Source organism: Sphingobium sp. Cam5-1 (assembly GCF_015693305.1).
In the GTDB taxonomy this organism is placed as follows: Bacteria; Pseudomonadota; Alphaproteobacteria; order Sphingomonadales; family Sphingomonadaceae; genus Sphingobium.
In genome coordinates, this window is the sequence record NZ_CP065139.1 from 758,924 (window position 1) to 779,908 (window position 20,985).

Consider the following 20,985-nt stretch of genomic DNA (forward strand, 5'->3'; position numbering starts at 1 on the left):
TGGGGACGGTTAGGGACATTTACGGATAGGTCTGAAACCCGCATGGCGGCATGCAGCGGGCATGGATATGCAATTTGATCTGGCGCAAAAGGCGCCCCGCGGGCCTGAGATGGCGGCGATGATGACTCCGGCGGCCGGAAGCTGCGGCGCGGGTTATTGCGATCGCTGCGAAGTGCGCGACCAGGCGATCTGCGCCGATCTCAACCCGCAGGAGCGCGCGGCGCTGAACCGGATCGGGCGACGGGTGACCTTGCAGGCCGGGCAGACGGTGATGTGGGAAGGCGATGACAGCATGGTCGTCGCCAATGTGATCGAAGGCACGCTGAAGCTCGCCACATCGACGGGCGACGGGCGTGAGCAGATCGTCGGCGTGGTCTATGCATCCGATTTCATCGGACGGCCTTTTGGCGCGCGCACGCCGCATAGCGTGACGGCGCTCACCGATGCGCGGCTGTGCCTCTATCCGCGCGGCGCTTTCGACGGCTTTGCGCGCCAGCATTCGCAGCTCGAGCATCGGCTGCTCCAGCGGACGCTGGACGACCTTGACCGGACGCGCGGCTGGATGCTGCTGCTGGGGCGGAAAAATGCGCGGGAAAAGGTCGCCTCCTTTCTGCTGGACATGAGCAGGCGGCTGCGCGCGGATCGAAGCGGCGTGATCGACCTGCCGCTATCGCGCCAGCAGATCGCGGACATATTGGGGCTGACCATCGAGACCGTGTCGCGTCAGATCAGCGATATGAAGCGGCTGGGCGTGATCGCGCTGGCCGGACGGCGGGGCGTGCGGATCTGCGATGCCGATCGGCTGGAGAGCATGGCCGAGGGGGCGTGAGGGAAAAGCTGCCGATAGTCCGAGCGTTTCCCCTCCCGTAAACAGGAGGGGTTAGGGGTGGGCGCGAGCGAAGCGAGCCTCTGGGCTGGGCTCTGTCATCTGCATTGATGTTGCGCTGGCCCACCCCCCAGCCCCCTCCCGCCTGCGGGAGGGGGAGCAAGGTCTATGCTTCACCCTTAGGGCGGCCGGGACAATCTGCCTACGGATATTCCCCTACATACCTGCCGCCCCGCCTTTGACAGAGGTTGGATCGTGAAGGCGGCCCCTGGGCAAGGGCGCCGCAGACAAGCTTTCGCGGGGGGATCCGATGGATCAACTATTATTGAAGTCGGGCGGCTGGTTCGCGCTGGCGGTGGTCGCCTTGCTGGCGGCGCTGATGGCGGTGGACAGCGGCTTTGCCGTCCATATGGGCATAGCCTGCGCGGCGGCGCTGTTGATGGTGGTGGTGACGATCGGCGGGGCCGATTATGCCGGGATCGCACGCGGCCTGCTGAAGATGCCGGCCGATCAGGGGAAATATGATGACGACCCGATCCGTTGGGGTGTGATCGCGACCGTCTTTTGGGGTTTGGCGGGGTTTCTGGCGGGGCTGTACATCGCCTTGCAGCTGGCGTTTCCGGCGCTGAACCTCGGCATTGAATATACGAGTTTCGGGCGATTGCGGCCGCTGCATACTTCGGCGGTGATCTTTGCATTTGGCGGCAATGCGCTGATCGCGACGAGTTTCTATGTCGTGCAGCGGACCTGTCGCGCGCGGCTGGCTTTTCCATCGCTCGCCCGGTTCGTATTCTGGGGTTACCAGCTCTTCATCGTGCTGGCCGCGACTGGCTATGTCATGGGCATCACCGAAGCGCGCGAATATGCCGAGCCTGAATGGTATGTCGACATCTGGTTGACGATTGTGTGGGTCGCCTATCTTGTCGTCTTCGGCGGCACGATCCTGCGCCGCAGCGAGCCGCATATCTATGTGGCGAACTGGTTCTACCTGAGCTTTATCCTGACGATCGCGATGCTGCACATCGTCAACAACCTGTCGGTGCCGGTCAGCCTGCTGGGTTCCAAGAGCTACAGCGCTTTCGCGGGTGTGCAGGATGCACTGACCCAATGGTGGTATGGACATAATGCCGTCGGCTTCTTCCTGACCGCCGGTTTCCTCGCCATGATGTATTATTTCGTGCCCAAGCAGGCGGAGCGGCCGGTCTATAGTTATCGGCTGTCGATCATCCACTTCTGGTCGCTGATCTTCCTCTATATTTGGGCAGGTCCACACCACCTTCATTATACGGCGCTGCCCGACTGGGCGCAGACGCTGGGCATGGTCTTTTCGGTCATGCTGTGGATGCCGAGCTGGGGCGGGATGATCAACGGCCTGATGACGCTGAACGGCGCATGGGATCGCATCCGCACAGATCCGATCATCCGCATGATGGTGATGGCGCTGGCCTTCTACGGCATGAGCACCTTTGAAGGACCGATGATGTCGGTGAAGGCGGTGAACAGCCTGTCGCACTATACCGACTGGACGATTGGTCATGTGCATAGTGGTGCATTGGGCTGGAATGGGCTGATTACTTTCGCCTGCCTCTATTATCTGACGCCGCGTCTGTGGAAGCGCGAGAGGCTCTATTCGTTGCGGCTGGTGAACTGGCACTTCTGGCTCGCGACGCTGGGCATCGTTCTCTACGCCTCTTCGATGTGGGTCGCGGGCATCATGCAGGGGCTGATGTGGCGCGAATATGGGAGCGACGGCTACCTCGTCTATGCCTTCTCCGAAGTCGTGAGCGCCATGTTCCCCATGTATGTGATCCGCGCGGCCGGAGGCCTCATGTACCTCGCCGGGGCGATCATCATGGCCTGGAATATCGGCAAGACCATCGCTGGCAGCCCGCTGCGTGCGGAGAAGCCGATGAGTGATGCGGCCTATGATCCGACGGCGGATCGACCGCTTGTCGCCCAGCCTGCTTAAGGACGCCAAGACATGACTAGCAAGACCAAGGGTAAGTTCTGGGACCATGGCAAGCTGGAGCGCAACGTCTCCCTGCTGGGCATCGCTTCGCTGATCGTGGTCGCCATTGGCGGCATCGTGGAGATCGCACCGCTCTTCTGGATCGACAATACGATCGAGAAGGTGGAAGGGATGCGGCCCTATACGCCGCTGGAGCTGGCGGGGCGGAACATCTACATCCGCGAAGGCTGCTACAATTGCCACAGTCAGATGATCCGGCCGTTCCGGGACGAGACGGAACGCTATGGCCATTATAGCCTCGCGGCGGAGAGCATGTATGACCATCCCTTCCAATGGGGATCGAAGCGCACCGGCCCCGACCTGGCGCGCGTCGGCGGCAGATATTCGGATGAATGGCATGTCCAGCATCTGAAGGACCCGCGCGCGGTCGTGCCGGAATCGATCATGCCGGGCTATGCCTTCCTCGCCGATCGGGAATTGAAGCCTGCGGACATGCGCAAGGACCTGACCGCGCTGTCCGACGTCGGCGTGCCTTATAGCAAGGATGACATTGCCAAGGCCAATAACGACCTGAAGGCACAGGCCGATCCCGATGCGGATGCCAAGGATCTGATCAAGCGCTATCCCAAGGCGCAGGCGCGCGATTTCGACGGCGATCCGGGCAAGGTGACGGAGATGGATGCGCTGGTCGCCTATCTCCAGATGCTGGGCACGTTGGTCGATGTGGACAGCGCCAAGCCACAGGAGGTCGAGCGATGAGCTACGACGCCTTGCGGCATTTCGCCGACAGCTGGGGGCTGGTCTTCATGGGGGTGAGCTACGCCGCCCTGATCGGCTGGCTCTTCCTGCCCAAAGGCGGTGAACGCAGCGAAGAGGCCGCGCTCGCCATATTCCAAAATGACCCTGCGGAGGCCGATCATGGCTGACGAAAAGCGCATCGACGCCGCCACCGGCACCGAGATCAAACATCATGAGTGGGACGGCATCCAGGAGTTGGAGACGCCGCTGCCGCGCTGGTGGCTGTGGACCTTCTACGCGACCATCCTGTTCGCGATCGGTTATGTGATCGCCTATCCGGCGTTGCCGATGATCAATCGGGCGACCGGCGGCCTGCTTGGCTGGTCGAGCCGGGGCGCTCTCGACAAGGAACTGGCGGCGCGGGAAGCGCAGATCGCGCCGGTGCGGCAGGCGATCGCCGACACCTCCATCGAAGTCCTGCCGACGCGGCCGCAGCTGATGCAGGCGGCGGCGGAGGGCGGACGCGCCGCGTTCCGCGTCCATTGCGTGCAGTGCCACGGATCGGGCGCGGCGGGATCGAAGGGCTATCCCAATCTGAATGACGACGACTGGCTGTGGGGCGGCGATCTGGCCGCAATCGAAAAGACCCTCACCGATGGCGTGCGCAATCCCGATCATGACGCAACCCGCCAGTCGCTGATGCCTGCTTTCGGCAAGGATCAGTTGCTGACGGCGGCGCAGGTCGATGATGTGGTTGCGCATGTGCGGGCGATCAGCGGGCAGGACCGTGCCAGCGCCGCTTCGCAGCGCGGGGCCAAGGTCTTTGCCGACAATTGCGCCGTCTGCCACGGCCCTGCGGGGAAGGGGAACCGGGAGCTTGGTGCGCCGAACCTGATCGATGCGATCTGGCTCTATGGCGGTGATGCGGACACTATCCATGAAACCGTGTGGAACAGCCGCCATGGCGTGATGCCACGCTGGGACGACAAGCTGGACAAGGCGACGATCCGGATGCTGGCCGCCTATGTGCACAGCCTTGGCGGGGGTGAGGCTGCGCCGGTGAAGGTTGCGAGCAATGGCGCGCGATAGCAGCCGCCCAGCAATCGTCACCCCGGACTTGATCCGGGGTCCCGCTGCTCTTTGCGCCGGGTGTGGGGAAGAAGCGGGATCCCGGATCAAGTCTGGGATGACGGAGGAAGGGAGTCGGCCATGCTGATGTCGGACTCCCCCTCGCTCTATGAGAAGCGCAAGGGCGTCTATCCCAAGGCGGTGGATGGCTTTTACCGGCGCCTCAAATGGGCGGTCATGGCGGTGACGCTTGCCATCTATTGGGGCACGCCCTGGCTGCGCTGGGATCGGGGGCCTTATGCGCCGGATCAGGCGGTGCTGGTCGATCTGGCGCACCGCCGCTTCTACATGTTCTCGATCGAGATCTGGCCGCATGAATTCTACTATGTGGCGGGCCTGCTCATCATGGCGGGGATCGGTCTGTTCCTCGTCACCTCGGCGGTGGGGCGGGCCTGGTGCGGCTATGCCTGCCCGCAGACGGTGTGGACCGACCTTTATCAGCATGTCGAGCGCTTCATCGATGGCGACCGCAATGCGCAACTGAAGCTGGCGAAAGCGCCATGGAGCGCTGCCAAGCTGGCCCGACGGCTTGCCAAATGGTCCGTCTGGCTGGCGATCGCATTCATTACCGGGGGCGCATGGATTTTCTATTTCGCCGACGCGCCGACTTTGCAGCAGCAGTTCTGGAGCGGCACGGCAGCGCCGGTCGCCTATGGGACGGTTGCGGTGCTGACCGCTACCACCTTCATCCTGGGCGGCTTCATGCGCGAGCAGGTGTGCATCTACATGTGCCCATGGCCGCGTATCCAGACCGCGATGCTGGATGAGAAATCGCTGGTCGTGACCTATAAGGATTGGCGTGGCGAGCAGCGCGGCAGCCTGAAGAAGGCGCAGGCGAATCCCGGCGACTATGGCGACTGTATCGATTGCAACCAGTGCGTCGCGGTCTGTCCCACCGGCATCGACATTCGGGAAGGCCCGCAGATCGGCTGCATCACCTGCGCGCTGTGCATCGACGCCTGCGACAAGGTGATGGCGCAGGTCGGACGGCCGCGCGGGCTGATCGATTATTGTACCGAGGACGATGCCGAGGCAGAGAAGAAGGGCGCGGCGCCGCGGCCTGTGCTCAAGACGCTGCTGCGTGCGCGCACCATCGCCTATTTCACGGTCTGGGCCAGCATCGGCGCGGCGATGCTGTTCGCGTTGGGCGCGCGCACGCGGCTCGACATCAGCGCGCAGCAGGATCGCAATCCGATCTTCGTGCGCCTGTCCGACGGCGCAATCCGCAACAGCTATACGGTGAAGCTGCGGAACATGGAGGCGCGCCCGCGCGAGGTGGAGGTGCGCGTTACGGGTCTAGCCGACGCAAAGATCTGGACCGACGCCGGATCACGGGAAAAGGCGAGTGATGCGGTGCGCGCTGCCGTCGCTGCCGACAGCGTGACCAAGCTGCGCCTGTTCCTGACGATGCCCTCCGCAGGGCCAGCGCGGCAGGATTTCCGCTTCACCGTGCGCGCGCTGGACCGCGAAGGCGGCGGCGACAGCGAAGACGCTCGTTTCGAAAGGCCCTGAACATGAAACATGCCCGTCCCTTCACCGGCTGGCACATGACCGCGATACTCGTCGCGGGTTTTGCCGTCGTCATCGCCGTGAACATGGCTATGGCGACGATCGCCGTGCGATCCTTCGGCGGGACGGTGGTGGAGAATAGCTATGTCGCCAGCCAGAAGTTCAACGGCTGGCTGGCGCAGGCGCGCGCGCAGGAAAAGCTGGGCTGGCGCGACAGGGTGACGCTGGACCCCGCGCGCCATGTGCGGATGGAGCTGAACGTGCGGGGTGCGCAGATGAGCGCGGTGGCGCAACATCCGCTTGGGCGCGCGCCGGATATGGTGCTGCGCCTGCATGAGGCCGCGCCCGGACTTTATGTGAGCGATCGCGCCTTGCCCGCAGGGCGGTGGCAGCTGCGCTTCGACATTCGCCATGGGGGCGGAGAAGAACATTTGCTGCGGGAGATCGACTGATGGCCAGCCAGCCTGTTCTCAATGAGGAAGCCTCGGCTGACGCAAAGGAAAGCCTGTTTGCGGTGCCGGGCATTCATTGTGCGGGGTGCATCTCGAAGATCGAGAATGGCCTGCCGCTGACGCCCGGCATCCGTGCCGCGCGCGTCAATATGAGCGCTAAGCGGGTTGCGATCAGCCATGATCCCGCGTTGACGCCGCCGGAGTTGAAGGCGGCAATCGTCGCGCTGGGGTTCGACGCGGAGCCACTTGCCGATCCGGGGCAAGACATCGCGGCGGCAGAGAGCAAGGCGCTGGTGCGCGCGCTTGCCGTGGCAGGATTCGCGGCGATGAACATCATGCTGTTGTCGGTGTCGATCTGGTCAGGGGCGGAAGGGGCCACGCGGACGATGTTCCACTGGCTGTCGGCGCTGATTGCTTTGCCGACCGTCGCTTATGCCGGCCAGCCATTCTTCCGTTCCGCCTGGGCTGCGCTCAGGCAGCGGCGGACCAACATGGACGTGCCGATCAGTATCGGCGTGCTGCTGACGACTGCGATGAGCCTGTTCGAGACCGTCAGTGGCGGTGAACATGCCTGGTTCGACGGAGCGGTGATGCTGCTGTTCTTCCTGCTCGCGGGGCGCTGCCTGGACAGCATGATGCGGGGGCGGGCGCGGGCCGGGGTAGCTGCGTTGCTCAAGCAGACGGCGCCGGGCGCGCTGGTGCTGGGCGAAGGCGGCCGCAGCCAGTGGACGGCGGCGAGCACGCTGCGTCCGGGCATGCGGATGCTGGTTGCGGCGGGCGAAAGGCTGGCCGCCGATGGCCGGGTCGTTGAAGGAGAAAGCGGCATCGACCTCGCTTTCCTGACCGGCGAAAGCGCGCCGGTTCGCGTGCGCGCTGGCGATGCCGTGCAGGCCGGGGCGATGAATGTCGAAGGGCCGATCACTGTGGAGGTGACGGGGGCCGGGGCCGATACGGTCATCGCCGACATCGCCCGCCTGATGGAGGAAGCGGGGCAGGGCAAGTCCCTTTATGTCCAGATCGCCGATCGTGCCGCGCGCTATTACGCGCCTTGCGTCCATCTGCTTGCAGCGCTGTCTTTCGCAGGGTGGATGATCGCGGGGGCGGGCGCGCATCAGGCGCTGCTGATAGCGGTGGCCGTGCTGCTCATCACCTGCCCCTGCGCGCTCGGCCTTGCGGTCCCGGCGGCGCAGATCGTTGCATGCGGCTCGCTGATGCGGCGCGGCGTGCTGGTGAAGGACGGGTCGGCGCTGGAGCGGCTGGCGGAAGTGAGCGAAGCGCTGTTTGACAAGACCGGCACGCTGACTTTGGGCCGCCCGGTGCCGCAGGGGCTGGAGCGATTAGGTGCTGACGACCAGTCGATCCTGCTGGCGCTGGCAAGGGTCTCTCGCCATCCGTTGAGCGCCGCGCTGCGACAGGCGCTGGAGGCTCGGCAAGTCGCCCCCGCGTCCCTCGACCATATCCGCGAAATTCCGGGTGAGGGCATATTCGCCGATCATGGCGGCGTGGCGGTGTCGCTGGCCCGGCCACGAAGCGTCGTCAGCCTGTTCGGCCTTGCGAGCGAATATCGGTTCGGCGAGCGTTCGGTGTTGCTGCACTTTTCCGACGCCCTGCGCCCGGATGCGGCGGAAACGCTGAGCGAGATGCGCTCTATGGGCCTCAAGACGTTGATCGCCAGCGGGGATCGCCCCGAAGCTCTGGAGGAGATCGCGCGTGCGACCGGCACGACGGCGATCGGCCATCTGCGTCCCGCAGACAAGTTGGCGCTCGTCGGGCGGTTACAGGCGCGCGGCGAGAAGGTGTTGATGGTGGGCGACGGGCTGAATGACGGCCCGGCGCTGGCGGCGGGTCATGCCAGCATGGCCCCGGCTTCCGCTAGCGACGCGAGCCAGCTGACGGCGGATGCGGTGTTCCTGGGCGACAGGCTGGCACCGGTGGCGCTGACAGTTCGTGCGGCGCGTAGGACGATTGCCGTGGTGAAGCAGAATTTCGCGCTGGCCATCGGCTATAATGTGCTGGCCGTGCCGCTGGCCGTGGCGGGGAAGGTCACGCCGTTGGTGGCCGCAGTCGCCATGTCGACATCCTCGCTGATCGTGATCGCCAATGCCTTGCGTTTGAAGGGAGCCGCGAAATGACTGGCCTTGGATTGTTGATCCCGATCGCGTTGTTCCTTGGACTGCTGGGCCTTGCCGCCTTTTTCTGGGCGCTGCGCAATGGGCAGTTCGATGACAGCGAAGGCGCGGCGGCGCGGATATTGATCGACGAGGATTGAGGGCGGGGTGCGTTGGGGCCTTATCAGCCTGTCCTCAAACGACGGCTTATAAGTTCGCTTTCCGTCACCCGGACTTGATCCGGGGTCCCGCTATCTTCGGAAACTTCGCAGAGACGGAGCGGGATCCCGGATCAAGTCCGGGATGACAAGCCCTTGAACATGGCGGGTGTGACAAAGGAGCCCGATCCGAGTGGATCGAGCCCCCCCTTTTTCTGTCTTTAGCGAAAATCAGGAAATGACCATTGCCTCCGCATCAGGATTGCGGGTCCAGTTCCAATATTCGGCGAGCTTGAACGGGCAGGACACATAGTTGCGGCCCTTGCTGTTCAAATAATAGCTTTTGGCCTTGGGGTGGGTCCAGACCATTTGCTTCATCTGCTCGTCGACCTTTTCGTTCCAGTCGATATAGGCCTGCTCGGTCGGCTCGATCGCCTTGCCGCCAGCGGCCACGATCCTGTCGAGCGCTTCAACAATATAGTGGATCTGCGCTTCCAACACCATGTTGACGCCCGCCGCATGATTGGGCGCGCTGTTCGGCCCGAGCGTCATGAAGAAGTTGGGATAGGCGGGAGCCATCACGCCCAGATAGGCGCGCGCCTCATCCTTGCCCCAGGCCGCCGCCAGATCGCAGCCGCCCCGGCCATAGACCTTGAGCGGGCCGAGTGCAGGGGCGAGTTCAAAGCCGGTGGCCAGCGCGATCACATCGACTTCGTAGCGCTTGCCGCTCCTGGTGACGATCGCATGCTCTTCGACATGGTCGATGGGGTCGGTTTCCAGCGTAACATTGGGCTTCAGCAATGTGTCGAGCCAGCCGCCATCGGCGTCCAGAACGATGCGCTTGCCAAAGATCGGATAGTCGGGAACGACCTTTTCGATAAGGTCGGGACGGCCCGCCAGCTTGCGATGGATATATTGCAGCGCATAGCTGCGCGCGCCGTCATTCTGGGCAGAGATGGAGACGTCCTGGTTGGGCCAGTTCGGGTCTCTCTTCACATTGCCGTAGAGGCCATCGCCGGTGAACCAGTAAACGCGGAAGCGGAACCATTCCTTGTAATGGGGAATGTTGCGCAGCGCGAAGCGGATATTGTCATTCACCGGGGCGGTGATTTCCGGGTTATTGAGCACCCAATGTTTGGACCGCTGAAAGATGACGAGGCTGGAAACCTTGTCAGCGATCGCGGGGGCGAGCTGGGCAGCGCTGGCACCCGTGCCGATCACCGCCACGCGCTTCCCGGTAAGGTCGATGTCCGGGTCCCACCCGGCGGTGTGCATCTTGGTGCCCTTGAAGCTGTCCAGACCGGGGATATTGGGGAAGGACCAGCGGTTCAGAACGCCGTGGGCGAGCAGGACCGCATTGACCACTTCCACTCGTTCGGCGCCAGTCTTCACATCCTGCAAGGTGACGTGCCAGTTGCTGTCCGCATCGCTCCAGCGGGCAGCGAGCACCTTCGTCCCGAACTGGACATGATCGCGGATGCCGTATTTGTCGGCGACGCCGGTCAGATAGCTGTGAATCTCCGGCCCCTTGGGGTGGTAGCTGCTCCAGTCAGGGTTCAGCTCAAAGGAATAGGAGTAGAAGTGGCTGGGCGTATCGACGCCGACGCCGGGATAGCGGTTTTCCAGCCATGTGCCGCCAAGGTCAGGGTTCTTCTCGATGATCGTATAGTCATAGCCCGCCTCGCCCAGCTTGATGCCCGCCGCAATGCCGGTCATGCCGCCGCCGATCACCAGCACGCGGAAGTCGGCGGGCGGATGGATGCGGCCGGGCATGTCCTTGCGCGGCACCGGGCGTTCAAAGCCCATCTGGTCGTAAAGCACCGGCATGATGGCGGGATCGACATCCTCACCGACGCTGACGCCCATCATCCGGCGGAGCAGTTCAGGATCGATCGGGCGTTCCACCGGCGGCGTCGGGTTGGTCAACAGCGTGAAGAGGCGATCCCGCAGATCCTGCGCCATTTCATCCGGGACATTCGACGGCGCTTCTGCCGTGTAAATGCCGGTCAGGTAGGGCGCGAAACTGTCCAGATATTCGCGGTCCTGCGCATAGGTCGTGTAAACCATCAGCAGGCTAGGCAGGTTTGCGTCCTGCAACGCCCTGCGAAGTCCATCGTGGTCAGCGATAGGCAGGGGGCATGTGGTCGCCGGATATGGCTGGCTATGCGCGTTCATCTTCGCTCCTCTCTTGGGTTGCACCGCGGCAGAAAAGGCGGCGCCCTCGATAAGTGAGTATATACTTACAATGCCCGAACAAATTGACGTGCGTCAAAATTGGGAAGTGCATATGGAAGCAGCGGAGCAGCCCGAGGGAAGCTCCGCCGTCGATCCCTCAACTACGGGATGTTCAAGCGGCGGCCTTGCTTCCGCGAAGGTCCACTGTGGTATGGACGCCGTTAACCCGCTTCTGAAATTCACCCGCACGGGCGCGTGGGTTGTAGAATTGCCGATACCATAGCCGTCCCTTGTTAAACGGCCCGTCGTCCGGGACTTGCAGGATATTGATCGCCGCTTCCTTATATTTCCATAGCTCGAAATCCTGTGAGAAGGCGGCGAGTCCGGCTTCATGATAGGCGCGGGCGACGGCGCGATCTTCCTCCGTCGCCTCGCCATTCGCGGCGGTCTGCGCCATGACCGCGAACCAGACGCGAACCTCGCCATCCTCGACCGGCGTGTTGCAGATCATCATGAGCGAGGGATGCTTGCCCTCCATGCGGGACAGCAGGATGCCCGGCCCGGTGTACCAGGTGTCGGTTTCCAGCATCGCGCTGCCATCCACCAACGTACGATGGCCCGATGCAAAGCGCTGGCGCATGATGGGACCGTCAAATTCATTTTCGAAAAACACATTGCCCGACGATCCATGGACCGGCGCGAAATGCGCATAGTCAGTCATGTTGTCGAGGATTTCCTGCGGGTGGATCGGCAATGTGCCCAGATGATCCACCTGCCAGCGGACCCATCCTTCGCCGATGCGGTCCCATTCGGCGAAGTCCGGCAGGTCATAGTCGGGTTCGCCCCCTTCCATGTCGTGCCACATCCAGATGCAGCCCGCCTTTTCCACGACCTTGTGCGACTTGATGCAGGCGGCTTTTGGTATGTTGCGCGTCGAATAGGGGATGTCGTCGCACTGGCCCTCCGACGTGAAGCGCCAGCCATGGGCGGGGCAGCGAATGGAATCCCCCTCTACCTGATTGCCGTCGCGCACGACATAGGATGTGCTGTTGCGCGCGATGTTGACGCGCATGTGCGGGCAATAGGCGTTGAGCAAAACGACGCGCCCGCTCTTGCCGCGATAAAGTGCCATGTCCTGCCCGAAGAAGCGGACGGGTTGCGGTTGCTGCGTCACCTCATCGGCGATTGCCACCATGAACCATCCACGGGGGAAGGTCAGTTCGCCCAGGCCATATTCGGCTGTCTTTGCCATGATCTGCCCCCTTCCTCTTAAATGAAGCTGTCGCTGTTGGGTGCGCCCAGCAGGACGCCGCCGAAGTTGCGGCCGACCACGCCCGGATTGTTCGCCACATGCGCACGTCCGGCATGAATGTCGCAGAAGGCGCGGGCGATCGGGTTGCCGCGATAAATGGCTTCCGCGCCGCTGGCCGCGAAGATGCGGGCGATCAGCGCGCAGCAGCGGCCGGAAATCTGCGCCGACTGGAACCGATAGTGCAGCCGGGTTTCCAGATCCGCCTGCTCCCCTGCGCGCGCCTTTTCGGTCAGATGCTCGAAGTTGCGGAACAGGATGGTCTTCATCTCGTCGATCGCAACGTGGGTTTCGGCGATCACCATCTGCACATCGGGGTCGGCCGACGCGCTCGCCCCGCTATTGGCGCTCCTGCGCTTGGCGCCCTTTTCGATGAAGCTATCCAGCGCACCCTGAAGAGCCCCGATGGACGAGGAAGATACAGCCCGCACGAACACCTGCCCGAACGGCAGCTTGTAAAGCGGCGCGGGATTGACCTTTGCGCCCGGATTGGTGGCGGCAAAACCATCCTTTGATCGATGCGTGCGGTAGGCGGGGACATAGGCGTCCTCCACCGTCACATCATGGCTGCCCGTGCCGCCAAGCCCGATCGTGTCCCAGATCGGCAGTATCTTGAAATCGGCCCGAGGGACCAGGAATGTCCAGAAGTCCGGCTCGCCCGTCTCCGGATCATTGACCAGGCCGCCCAGAAACGCCCAATCGCAATGATCGACGCCGCTGGAAAAGCCCCAGCGGCCGCTGATCCGGTAGCCGCCTTCGATCGGCGTCACCTGCGCGCGCGGCATGTAGGAAGAGGAGATGAGGGTTGCTTCATCCTTGCCCCACACATCCTCCTGCGCCTTGGCGTCGAACAGGGCGAGCTGCCAGTTATGCACGGCGACGACGCCCAGCACCCAGGCGGAGGACATGCAGCCTTCGGCGAGCTTCATCTGCACCGCGTAGAATGTTTCGATGTCCATCTCATATCCGCCATGGCGGCGGGGCTGGAGTATCTTGAAAAAGCCCGCTTCCTGAAAATCGCGGATGGTCTTGTCCGGCACCTTGTTGCCCGCTTCGCAGGCGTTGGCCCGTTCGCGCAGCACCGGCACGAGCGCCGCCGCCCGATCGACAAGATCGGCCATGGCGGGCGCGGTGGTCGCGTTGGCAAGCGTCATATTCCCTCTCCTTATGATCAGGCCGCGTCGGCCAGTTTCGCCTGTTCATCGGCGCCGAAGCCGACACTGAAATCATGGCCCCACAGGCTGGCCGATGTGCTTTCGAAAACGGTGTGATGGTCCCAGTCCATGACGCGCCCGCCGCAGCCATATTCCAGCGCGAAGCCGCCGGGCGTTTGGACGTAGAAGCTGATCATGTGATCGTTGGTGTGCCGGCCTAGCGTCGCCATCAGCCGCGCTCCGGATGCCAGCATGCGGTCATAGGCATGGCCGACCTCGTCGATCGTCGCGACTTCCACCATCAGGTGCACGCAGCCGGACGGCACCTCGCCCTCGAACAGCGCCAGGCTGTGATGACGGCCATTGGCGCAGTGCAGGAAATCGATCCGCATTTCGGGGCCGCCTTCGCCTGCCGGACGATGCACCATGAAATCGGACAGGCCGAGGCCGAGAACGTCGGTCAGGAAGTCGCGCGTCTCGCCGAAGTGGGGGGCAGGCAGCACCGCATGGCCGTAGCCAAGGTCGCCCGTGACGAAGCGCACGCCTTGTGGGGAACAGAAGGGCGCAAAGCTGCTGACATAGCCATAGCTGATCTCATGGCGGTTGCCGGACGGATCACGGAACCAGACCATGTCGGTCACATGACGAAGCGCACGTTCCGCTTGCGTCGAGTGGGTGTAGGCGACGCCGCGTGCGTCCAGGGTCACCAAGGCCGCGACATATTGCTGCTCGTTCCGCACTTCCCAGCCGCTGGCGCAATAGCCGTCACGATCGCCTTCGATGATGAACAGCCGCCCAGCGCGCTCGTCAAGACGCAGCGCCAGGCCGCCGGGAAGCGCATGGACGGAAAATCCCGCAATGTCCTCGGCGAAGCGGACCCATTGCTCAAGGTCGCGGGACGTAATGATGCTGTAGGCGAGAGCCGCGACTTCCATGTCGTCCTCCAGTCGGTTGTGGGGCCATGATGAGCCGGGACGACTAGGAGGAAATTGATCACCATCAAATTTCAGGAGTTTTCGTTTTCGTTAAGCGGAATATATCCGATCATTCGCGGTATATGCGGTATTTCAGCGACAATTTTCGTTACAAATAGAACAAAACACTACGCGTATGTTTGAAATTTGACCTGTCTCAAGGTGTTTGAGGTGACTTCGCCTTCCTATCAGGGGGCCGGGCGTGTTCGAGGCTGCGGCAGAGAGGAACAGCATGAACGTCCAATCGACCATGCGCGCAAAGGCGGCGCAGACAATCAGCCACGTTAACCTGCACTATCCACGGCCCGAAGATGGTCCGGCAGCTGCGTTGCTGCTGGAAACCGCCGGGCTCATGCAGACCCAGCAAATGGAACTGCCGCAAGGTGGCATATTCTATCGCTTCACCACCAATGTCCTTGCCCCCAATGGCGGGGACAACATCGTCTATCTCAGCCCGCTACCGGCGGCGACAGCGGCGCTGCTGACCGCCGCGCGCGAAGCGCTGGGGTTGGGCACCGATAGCGAGCATCCCGCTGTTTCAGCCTATCGGGCAGCACAGGCAGCCGACCCCGAATATGATTTTCATGTTGGGTTCCTTCATGCATCGCTTGAGCAGCTGGAAGATCGCTATCTGGCGCTCCAGGCGCTGGAGGCCAATGACGCGCGCTTTGCCGGGCGATTGAAGTTTCTGGTCAATCGCGCTCAGCCGGGCGACGCGGAGATCGACGCCCGGCTTGATGCATCACCAGTCTATCGGGGCGTCACGCGCTACACCTATGGGCGCAATGGTGTGCAGGCCTTTTGCGAGACAGACCTGATCGTCGATGGTCCTTTGGGCGGCGGCGTGGTTCTGGAGTTCGATTACATCTTCCCCGGCCATGCGGACCACATACTTGCGGTCTCGGATGCCAGTCGGTGACGCAAGAACTGCCCCCGATGATATGCGCGGGGGCAGTCAGAATCAGGCGCGAACCATGGCCGACGCCATCGCGTCGAAGACGCCGCCAATGCGCGCCGCCAGATGCTCTTCGACGCCGCAATCCTCCATCGCTTTCCGCATCGCCGACGTCCATTGAACGGCAACGGCATCGGTGATGGGAAAGCGGGCGTGCAGCGACATCATGCACTTGCCGGGGTTGGCCGCGAACCAGTCGCTGTCGCCACCCAGCCAGCCGCACAGAAAACCGCTCAACGACCGCCGCATAGGCGTCAGGTCATCGGCATGCATCGCCCGCAGGTCGCGATAGGCCGGGACGGAGTCGATAAGGTCATAGAATCGATCCACGATCCTGCTGACCCCTTCGCGTCCGCCCACGGCGTGGAAGGGCGGTTGGCCTTCGCTCAATTCCGGTCGCCGCGCATGGCGTCCTGGATGCTGAGACCACCCAGAACGAGCATGAACACGATCATCAGGCCAGCGACGAAATGCGGGAAATAAAGGCCAAACAGCTGATCCATTTAATGTCTCCTTTCGAAAGACATTAAATCTTCAGTCCCGGCGACGAATTGACTTGCGTCAAAATCAGCGATTTCAGCGGGACGGAGCTTTTGAGTTCTCGTTCATCGCGATCGAATGTCGGTTCCGCTGATACGGCCGTCCAGCATCGATATCTGCACATCGGCTGCGGCAGCGACGTCGGGATCGTGGGTCACGCACACGACCGCGCGGCCCTGATCATGGGCGAGTGCGCGAAACATTTCGACCACGTGGGCGCTGTTCTGGCTGTCGAGGTTGCCGGTTGGCTCGTCACAGAGCACCAGCGCGGGATCGTTCGCGATCGCTCGGGCGATCGCCACGCGCTGCCTTTCGCCGCCCGACAGGCGGTTGGGCGTCTTGTCCATCTTCTTGGCCAAGCCGACGGTGGCCATCAGGCTCTGCGCCTTCTCTCTCGCCTGTGCTGGCGACAGTTGGCCCAACCTGCGCATCGGCAGCATCACATTTTCCAGGGCGGTGAACTCGGGCAGCAGGAAGTGAAACTGAAACACGAAGCCGAAATGCGCCAGCCGGATCTGCGCGCGTTCATCGCCGTCGAGCTGGTTCATGTCGCGCCCCTCAAACTGTACGGACCCTTCGGTCGGGCGGTCCAGTAACCCCAACAGATAGAGGAGGGAGGACTTGCCACAGCCCGACGGCCCGACGATGGCGACGAAGCTGTCCGGCTCAATCGTCAGCGAAACATCGGCAACCAGCGTTACCGGGGGTGTCCCGGCCAGTTCGCGGGAAAGCCCCTGCGCCTGCATGATCGCGCTCATACCGCGCCCCGCAATATGTCGACAGGATCGACCCGTGCGGCTTTCCGCGCGGGAAGCCAGGCCGCGATCACACCCGAAAACAGCGATGCCGCAGCGGCGATCACATATTGCCGGGCCGATCGATCGAGCGGCAGACGCTCATTGTCTCCGCCAATGGGAAAGTGGAGGGAGCCCAGGATGGCCATCAATCCGTAGCCAAGCAGCCATCCCGCAAGGATGCCCACCAGCGCCAGCGCCAACCCTTCGAACACGAAAATCAGTTGGAGGTCGCCTTCGGAAAAGCCGATGGAGCGCATAATCGCAATGTCGCGCCTCTTGTCCGACACGCTGTTCGACACGACGGTGTAGATGCCGAAGCTGGCGACCAGCAGGATCGCCGAGACGACACTGTACATGATGACATTGCGGGTCACGAGTAGCGAGAGAAAGTCTGCGGATCGCTCCTCCCAGCTTTCGGCCTTGTAGGCAAAGCGCTCTTCCAGGCGTCGGCTGATGGGCTGCGCGCCATAGGGATCGTCCAGATGCACACCGATGCGATTGATGATGAAGGGTCGGCCGAGCAGCGATTGCGCTTCCCGCAGAAGCACATAGCCGAGCGAAGAGGACAGCTGGGTCTGACCGCGCTTGAACAGGCCGACGATGCGGAGCGAACGGTTGTTGCCCGATGCCGAGGTCGCACCCACGACATCGCCCATGGCAAGGCCGAGCCGCCGCGCCATCTCCTCGCCGATGATGATGCCGCCTTGCGTGCTTTCCAGATCGCGAAGGCGTCCGGTGCGCAGTTTGTCCTCAATGGCGCTGATCTTCTCCTCGACCGCCGGATCGACGCCAACGATCGTCAACGCTTCCTCCCGCCCACCGCTGCGCAATGTGATCGCGCCCGTCAGGCTGGGTGAGCCGACCGCGCCGGGCAGCGCATTGACGGCTCGCAATATCTCCGGCCAGCCTTTAAGGCCGCGCACTTCGTTTCGGACCTTATAATGGCGTAGGTCTATCGCCGCACCTTCATATAATCTGACGCCCGGTTGCGGCGGCGGGCTTCTCAGTTCGTCGGAAATGATGATGTGCGGCGCGGCGTCGATCAGCGTCTTGATGAAATCATTCTGGCTTCCGATCATCATCGCGGAAACGGCCAGGAAGAAGCCAACGCCTACCGCAACGCCGCTCACAGCAACCAGAGTCTGTCGGCGCCGACCCACCAGATGCCGGGCGGCGATGCTTGCCAACAGCCGCAATTGCCCGCTCATCGCGTTACCCGCACTCGCATATTGTCCGACAGTTTGCCCTCGGGCGCTTTCACGATCATTTCGCCTTGCGATAGACCTGAAAGGATCTGGACATCGCCGGACCCTGCGATGCCCGTCCGCACCGCTCGCGCATGAGCGCGTCCGTCGCGGATGACCCAGACTTTGCCGTCCTCTATTGCGCTCGTCGGCACCAGCAGCGCGCGATCCGTGCGCCGGGTGACGATGTTGACTTCCAGCGTCAGCCCGAGTGGCAGCGCCAAAGGCTGGTCGGTAACGATATAAACGCGGAACGCGCGCTGTTCGGGATCGCCGCCGGGCGTCACTTCGCGGACATGGCCATGCAGCACCCGACCGGGCCAGGCGTCGCTCGACATCAGCGCCGCCTGGCCGACGCGAATCCTCGGCACGTCGCGTTCATCGACCGTTGTGGTAATTCGGACGCTGGCGGGATCGCCCAGCGTCATCAGCGCGCGGCCGGGGGTTGCGAGATCGCCCGGTTCCACATCGCGGCGCAGGACGATGCCGTTGATGCCTGACCGCACCACCATCTGATTGAGGCGGGCACGCGCGCCTTCCTCCGCCGCCTTTGCACTGTCGGCTGCGGCAACGGCGGAATCACGGGCGGCCCGCGTGACCCATCCTTTGGCGAACAGCGCGAGCGTGCGCTGCTCCTCCTGCAAGGCAACGCGGCGTTGCGCCGTCGCCTGTTGCACCGCATGGCGCTGCTCTTCGTCATCCAGCAGGACGAGCGGCTGGCCGCGTCCCACGCGCTGCGCTTCCTCCACCAGCACCTGACGGACAGGGGCGGTGAGGCGCGCGGATATGGTGACGGGATGTTCCGCCTCGACAAAGCCGGTGGCATAGACCAGTTCGACCGCATCACCGACACGAACGGGCATGAGAGTGACGTCGTGCGCTCGCCCGGCGAGCAGCCAATAAACTGCCGCCGCCGCCAGCAGCGCCAGCGGCAACAGCAAGAGCGCAATGCGTTTCATGCCCCCTCTATAGCATCATGCTGAAATCATTGCGTGCCCGTATCGGTTCGGCGGTCCCGTTCTACTTCGATCCGATCGGGATCTGGTGTGGCTTGCTTGCCTCGGTCGCGAGACGCGGAACGATGACCTTCAGAAGCCCTTTCTCCAGGTGCGCACTGGCTTTATCGGCATCCGCCTCGAAGGGCAGGGCGACCCGCCGCAAAAAGCTTCCCCGGCTGCGCTCGATCAGATGATAATGCTTCTTTTCGTCCTTCTCTTCGCGATCTTCCTTATGCTCGGCCTTGATGGTGAGTATCCCGTCATGAACATCCAGGGACACATCCTTCTGGTCAAAACCCGGCAGTTCGGCGGTCAATTCAAGTCCGCCGTCCGTCTCGGCAACGTCCACCTTGGGCAGAAGAAATCCCTTGCGGTCACCAGTGTCGCTGGCGAGCCAGCCGCGGCCAAGGTCATCGGTCAGGCGATCCATTTCCTTGCGCAGATCGGCGAGCGGATCAAATCCGCTACGAAACATGCCGGTGCGTCCAAAGGGAATCAGTGAACGAAAGTCAGTCATTGTCCTTCTCCTTCCTTTTTGTGCGTGGCGGTTCGCCCTGTCATTGTTTGGGCTGTTGCGACTTTTCGGAAGCCCCCGGGCTGTGCATCTCGCTGCAATGTTTCATGCCGTCGGGCATCTGCGGAGCTGATCCCATGGTCCCCGATGGCGGGTGCATGCCATCGGAGTGCATCCTGTGTCCGCCTTCATCCTTCATCATGGGGCAATCATGCTGGGGCTCCGCTACCGTAGACGGAGCGTTTACCGCTGCTTCGGCCGGGTGGTGCCTGGCGTGCGACTGTGCAGTCTGTGCCGATACACCGGCAATGAACATAAGGTTCAAGAAACCGGCACCGGCGATGAAAAAGCGGCGCATGAACAGTCCTCCGTAACAAGACTCCGGGTGGGAGTGTCGCCCTGCACGCGAAGTGGCGCCATAAGTAGAGTCACGAACTCATGGGTCAGGGCACGAGCACTGCGGCGCCCTTGATCTTGCCTGTTCGCAACTGTTGCAGCGCGTCATTTGCATCTTCGAGCCGGAAGGTTTCCGTGACGGTGTGAAGGGGGATGTCACCTGCCAGTTCGAAAAAGGAAGTGCCGTCTTCTCGCGTCAGATTGGCGACCGAGCATATCTGCCTTTCTTCCCACAAGTCGGCATAGGGGAATGAAGGAATGTCGCTCATGTGGATACCGGCACAGATGACGCGGCCGCCTTTCCTGACCGTTTTCAGGGCACGCGGCACCAACTCTCCTGCGGGTGCGAAGATCAGCGCCGCATCAAGTGGCGCTGGCGGATCGTTGGAAGAACCGCCTGCCCACTCGCAGCCCAGCGAACGCGCGAACGCCTGCCCATCCTCATCGCCATCCCTGGTGAAGGCATAGACGGTGCGTCCCTGATGCCGGGCGACCTGTGCGAGAATATGCGCCGCAGCGCCAAATCCATACAGACCGATGACCGGCGCAGGGCCAGCCAGCCGCAGCGCTCTCCAGCCGATCAGGCCGGCGCAAAGGAGCGGCGCCGCTCCCACGTCGGAAAAACGATCGGGCAGGTCGAAGCAATAATGGGCGTCCGCAATCACATGGCTGGCATAGCCGCCGTCTCGCGTGGCTCCGGTGAAGAGCGGTGCGTCGCAAAGATTTTCCTTTCCTGCCTGGCAGTAGGGACATTGACCGCATGTATGTCCCAGCCACGGGACACCCACCCGCTGGCTTATCGCAAAACCTTCCACGCCGGCCCCGATCGCTGCGACGAGACCCACGATTTCGTGGCCCGGTATGATCGGATAACGTGCGGGGATTTCGCCATCGAGTACATGCAGATCGGTTCGGCACACCCCGCAGGCAGCCACTTCGATCAGCAATTCGCCGGGACCCGGTTGAGGCACGGGACGTTCGATCCGGATCAGGGGCGTCCGGACGGTTATGATCTGCATGGCAATCATTGCGCTCATTGCA

The 20,985-nt window shown here is 62.8% G+C and carries 20 protein-coding genes; 10 read left to right on the forward strand and 10 right to left on the reverse strand.

Annotated features, from left to right (window positions below; translation table 11 throughout):
- Window positions 1-61 precede the first annotated feature (61 nt).
- The 9 genes from IZV00_RS17455 to ccoS all read left to right on the forward strand — a co-directional run bounded on the left by IZV00_RS17455 (window position 62) and on the right by ccoS (window position 8,891).
- Window positions 62-829 carry a Crp/Fnr family transcriptional regulator gene (locus tag IZV00_RS17455; protein ID WP_196226882.1) on the forward strand — a complete coding sequence of 256 codons (768 nt, stop codon included), beginning with the start codon at window positions 62-64 and terminating at the stop codon, window positions 827-829.
- 307 nt (window positions 830-1,136) lie between these two features.
- Window positions 1,137-2,795, forward strand: coding sequence for a cytochrome-c oxidase, cbb3-type subunit I (gene ccoN / locus IZV00_RS17460; RefSeq protein ID WP_196226883.1), 1,659 nt, complete (start codon window positions 1,137-1,139; stop codon window positions 2,793-2,795).
- A gap of 12 nt (window positions 2,796-2,807) precedes the next feature.
- Window positions 2,808-3,554 carry a cytochrome-c oxidase, cbb3-type subunit II gene (gene ccoO, locus IZV00_RS17465; RefSeq protein WP_196226884.1) on the forward strand — a complete coding sequence of 249 codons (747 nt, stop codon included), beginning with the start codon at window positions 2,808-2,810 and terminating at the stop codon, window positions 3,552-3,554.
- On the forward strand, window positions 3,551-3,721 hold the full coding sequence (locus tag IZV00_RS17470; RefSeq protein WP_196226885.1) for a cbb3-type cytochrome c oxidase subunit 3: 171 nt from the start codon (window positions 3,551-3,553) through the stop codon (window positions 3,719-3,721). Before ccoO ends, IZV00_RS17470 begins: the two co-directional genes overlap by 4 nt.
- A complete protein-coding gene (gene ccoP, locus IZV00_RS17475; protein WP_196226886.1) occupies window positions 3,714-4,622 on the forward strand; it encodes a cytochrome-c oxidase, cbb3-type subunit III in 909 nt (302 codons plus the stop codon). Before IZV00_RS17470 ends, ccoP begins: the two co-directional genes overlap by 8 nt.
- A 120-nt stretch (window positions 4,623-4,742) precedes the next feature.
- Entirely contained in the window at window positions 4,743-6,173 is a 1,431-nt protein-coding gene (gene ccoG / locus IZV00_RS17480) for a cytochrome c oxidase accessory protein CcoG (protein WP_196226887.1), read from the forward strand.
- A gap of 2 nt (window positions 6,174-6,175) precedes the next feature.
- Entirely contained in the window at window positions 6,176-6,622 is a 447-nt protein-coding gene (locus tag IZV00_RS17485) for a FixH family protein (RefSeq protein WP_196226888.1), read from the forward strand.
- Window positions 6,622-8,754 (forward strand): heavy metal translocating P-type ATPase, encoded by a 2,133-nt coding sequence (locus IZV00_RS17490; RefSeq protein ID WP_196226889.1) that lies wholly within the window; start codon window positions 6,622-6,624, stop codon window positions 8,752-8,754. Before IZV00_RS17485 ends, IZV00_RS17490 begins: the two co-directional genes overlap by 1 nt.
- Window positions 8,751-8,891, forward strand: coding sequence for a cbb3-type cytochrome oxidase assembly protein CcoS (ccoS, locus tag IZV00_RS17495; protein ID WP_196226890.1), 141 nt, complete (start codon window positions 8,751-8,753; stop codon window positions 8,889-8,891). The genes IZV00_RS17490 and ccoS overlap by 4 nt, the downstream gene beginning before the upstream one ends.
- Window positions 8,892-9,119: 228 nt before the next feature.
- Here the strand turns inward: ccoS and IZV00_RS17500 are convergent, their stop codons facing one another.
- From IZV00_RS17500 to IZV00_RS17515, 4 genes are all read right to left on the reverse strand, one after another.
- Window positions 9,120-11,063: a flavin-containing monooxygenase gene (locus IZV00_RS17500; RefSeq protein ID WP_196226891.1), complete on the reverse strand. Its 1,944-nt coding sequence runs from the start codon at window positions 11,061-11,063 to the stop codon at window positions 9,120-9,122.
- A gap of 172 nt (window positions 11,064-11,235) precedes the next feature.
- On the reverse strand, window positions 11,236-12,315 hold the full coding sequence (locus IZV00_RS17505) for a Rieske 2Fe-2S domain-containing protein (RefSeq protein ID WP_196226892.1): 1,080 nt from the start codon (window positions 12,313-12,315) through the stop codon (window positions 11,236-11,238).
- A gap of 17 nt (window positions 12,316-12,332) precedes the next feature.
- Window positions 12,333-13,526, reverse strand: coding sequence for a flavin-dependent monooxygenase (locus IZV00_RS17510; protein ID WP_196226893.1), 1,194 nt, complete (start codon window positions 13,524-13,526; stop codon window positions 12,333-12,335).
- A 17-nt stretch (window positions 13,527-13,543) separates the two neighbouring features.
- A complete protein-coding gene (locus tag IZV00_RS17515) occupies window positions 13,544-14,461 on the reverse strand; it encodes a VOC family protein (protein ID WP_196226894.1) in 918 nt (305 codons plus the stop codon).
- Window positions 14,462-14,702: 241 nt separating this feature from the next.
- On the opposite strand from IZV00_RS17515, the gene IZV00_RS17520 reads away from it, so the two are divergent.
- On the forward strand, window positions 14,703-15,419 hold the full coding sequence (locus IZV00_RS17520; RefSeq protein ID WP_230463404.1) for a hypothetical protein: 717 nt from the start codon (window positions 14,703-14,705) through the stop codon (window positions 15,417-15,419).
- 42 nt (window positions 15,420-15,461) lie between these two features.
- On the opposite strand, the gene IZV00_RS17525 is transcribed toward IZV00_RS17520, so the two are convergent.
- The 6 genes from IZV00_RS17525 to IZV00_RS17550 form a co-directional block, all read right to left on the reverse strand.
- A complete protein-coding gene (locus tag IZV00_RS17525; RefSeq protein ID WP_196226895.1) occupies window positions 15,462-15,845 on the reverse strand; it encodes a group II truncated hemoglobin in 384 nt (127 codons plus the stop codon).
- 215 nt (window positions 15,846-16,060) lie between these two features.
- A complete protein-coding gene (locus IZV00_RS17530; RefSeq protein WP_196226896.1) occupies window positions 16,061-16,753 on the reverse strand; it encodes an ABC transporter ATP-binding protein in 693 nt (230 codons plus the stop codon).
- Window positions 16,750-18,000, reverse strand: a complete 1,251-nt coding sequence (locus IZV00_RS17535; RefSeq protein WP_196226897.1) for an ABC transporter permease — start codon at window positions 17,998-18,000, stop codon at window positions 16,750-16,752. The genes IZV00_RS17530 and IZV00_RS17535 overlap by 4 nt, the downstream gene beginning before the upstream one ends.
- Complete coding sequence (locus IZV00_RS17540) at window positions 17,997-18,995, reverse strand: efflux RND transporter periplasmic adaptor subunit (RefSeq protein WP_196226898.1); 999 nt, start codon at window positions 18,993-18,995, stop codon at window positions 17,997-17,999. Before IZV00_RS17540 ends, IZV00_RS17535 begins: the two co-directional genes overlap by 4 nt.
- A 61-nt stretch (window positions 18,996-19,056) precedes the next feature.
- A complete protein-coding gene (locus tag IZV00_RS17545; protein WP_196226899.1) occupies window positions 19,057-19,551 on the reverse strand; it encodes an Hsp20/alpha crystallin family protein in 495 nt (164 codons plus the stop codon).
- A 440-nt stretch (window positions 19,552-19,991) separates the two neighbouring features.
- Window positions 19,992-20,981, reverse strand: coding sequence for a zinc-dependent alcohol dehydrogenase family protein (locus IZV00_RS17550; protein WP_196226900.1), 990 nt, complete (start codon window positions 20,979-20,981; stop codon window positions 19,992-19,994).
- Between the last annotated feature and the right edge of the window lie 4 nt (window positions 20,982-20,985).

Excerpts from the sequence above, each read along its gene's own strand:
- IZV00_RS17455 (WP_196226882.1), top strand. The coding sequence starts at position 62 with ATGGATATGCAATTTGATCTGGCGCAAAAGGCGCCCCGCGGGCCTGAG.
- ccoN (WP_196226883.1), top strand. The coding sequence starts at position 1,137 with ATGGATCAACTATTATTGAAGTCGGGCGGCTGGTTCGCGCTGGCGGTG.
- ccoO (WP_196226884.1), top strand. The coding sequence starts at position 2,808 with ATGACTAGCAAGACCAAGGGTAAGTTCTGGGACCATGGCAAGCTGGAG.
- IZV00_RS17470 (WP_196226885.1), top strand. The coding sequence starts at position 3,551 with ATGAGCTACGACGCCTTGCGGCATTTCGCCGACAGCTGGGGGCTGGTC.
- ccoP (WP_196226886.1), top strand. The coding sequence starts at position 3,714 with ATGGCTGACGAAAAGCGCATCGACGCCGCCACCGGCACCGAGATCAAA.
- ccoG (WP_196226887.1), top strand. The coding sequence starts at position 4,743 with ATGCTGATGTCGGACTCCCCCTCGCTCTATGAGAAGCGCAAGGGCGTC.
- IZV00_RS17485 (WP_196226888.1), top strand. The coding sequence starts at position 6,176 with ATGAAACATGCCCGTCCCTTCACCGGCTGGCACATGACCGCGATACTC.
- IZV00_RS17490 (WP_196226889.1), top strand. The coding sequence starts at position 6,622 with ATGGCCAGCCAGCCTGTTCTCAATGAGGAAGCCTCGGCTGACGCAAAG.
- ccoS (WP_196226890.1), top strand. The coding sequence starts at position 8,751 with ATGACTGGCCTTGGATTGTTGATCCCGATCGCGTTGTTCCTTGGACTG.
- IZV00_RS17500 (WP_196226891.1), bottom strand. The coding sequence starts at position 11,063 with ATGAACGCGCATAGCCAGCCATATCCGGCGACCACATGCCCCCTGCCT.
- IZV00_RS17505 (WP_196226892.1), bottom strand. The coding sequence starts at position 12,315 with ATGGCAAAGACAGCCGAATATGGCCTGGGCGAACTGACCTTCCCCCGT.
- IZV00_RS17510 (WP_196226893.1), bottom strand. The coding sequence starts at position 13,526 with ATGACGCTTGCCAACGCGACCACCGCGCCCGCCATGGCCGATCTTGTC.
- IZV00_RS17515 (WP_196226894.1), bottom strand. The coding sequence starts at position 14,461 with ATGGAAGTCGCGGCTCTCGCCTACAGCATCATTACGTCCCGCGACCTT.
- IZV00_RS17530 (WP_196226896.1), bottom strand. The coding sequence starts at position 16,753 with ATGAGCGCGATCATGCAGGCGCAGGGGCTTTCCCGCGAACTGGCCGGG.
- IZV00_RS17535 (WP_196226897.1), bottom strand. The coding sequence starts at position 18,000 with ATGAGCGGGCAATTGCGGCTGTTGGCAAGCATCGCCGCCCGGCATCTG.
- IZV00_RS17540 (WP_196226898.1), bottom strand. The coding sequence starts at position 18,995 with ATGAAACGCATTGCGCTCTTGCTGTTGCCGCTGGCGCTGCTGGCGGCG.
- IZV00_RS17545 (WP_196226899.1), bottom strand. The coding sequence starts at position 19,551 with ATGACTGACTTTCGTTCACTGATTCCCTTTGGACGCACCGGCATGTTT.
- IZV00_RS17550 (WP_196226900.1), bottom strand. The coding sequence starts at position 20,981 with ATGAGCGCAATGATTGCCATGCAGATCATAACCGTCCGGACGCCCCTG.